Below are 884 nucleotides of genomic sequence, written 5' to 3' on the forward strand. Positions count from 1 at the left end.
TGGATCATCCCAAAGGCAAAAGAACTGGGATTTGAAGTCATTGACTTTGCGATTTCCAATCCATTTACATTTCCAGTAAAACAGGTAAAGGCTGAACTGGAACGGGTGGGTATTGACTGTGTCTGCACGACAACACTGACACCGGAGACGAACCCGATCTCCCCGGATCCAGAGATTAGGGCAGCGGGCGTCAAGGCCATGAAAAAATGCGTGGATATCTGCAACGAACTGGGAGCACCGATCCTGGGCGGAGTAAACTATGCAGGCTGGGGTTATCTCACAAAGAAACCAAGAACACAGGAAGAGTGGGACTACGGTGTGGCATGTATGCGTGAAGTGGCTGAATATGCTAAAGAAACAGGCGATGTGACCATCTGTGTAGAGTGTGTCAACCGTTTCGAGACACATTTCCTCAACATTGCGGAGGACGCTGTTCAGTTCTGCAAGGATGTGGGAACAGGAAATGTCAAAGTTCATCTTGACTGCTTCCATATGATCCGCGAGGAGAAGAGCTTTGCCGGAGCTGTAAAGACCTGCGGAAAGGAATATCTCGGATATGTGCATGTCAATGAAAACGACAGGGGAATCCCGGGAACCGGATTGGTGCCGTTTAAGGAATTCTTCACGGCGTTAAAGGAAATCGGTTATGATGGACCGTTAGTCATTGAATCCTTTGACCCAAGCTTTGAAGAACTGTCCGGCAACTGTGCGATCTGGAGAAAGTTTGCTGATACAGGAGAAGAACTTGCCATTGAAGGACTTAAGAATCTGAAAGCCATCGCGGCTGAGATATAGGAGGGAGAACAGATGAATCGAATTGTAAACAATCCTGATTACGCTGTTGAGGATATGCTGAAAGGATTTGTAAAGACACACAAGGATAT

The 884-nt window shown here is 47.1% G+C and carries 1 protein-coding gene; it reads left to right on the forward strand.

The window, feature by feature from the left end; genetic code table 11:
• Nucleotides 1-795 (forward strand): sugar phosphate isomerase/epimerase family protein (locus CI597_RS17515; protein ID WP_143266105.1); only part of this gene is annotated, 795 nt, incomplete at its 5' end.
• Nucleotides 796-884 lie beyond the last annotated feature (89 nt).

This window comes from Anaerostipes hominis (ex Lee et al. 2021), assembly GCF_002270485.1.
Taxonomy (GTDB): domain Bacteria; phylum Bacillota; class Clostridia; order Lachnospirales; family Lachnospiraceae; genus Anaerostipes; species Anaerostipes hominis.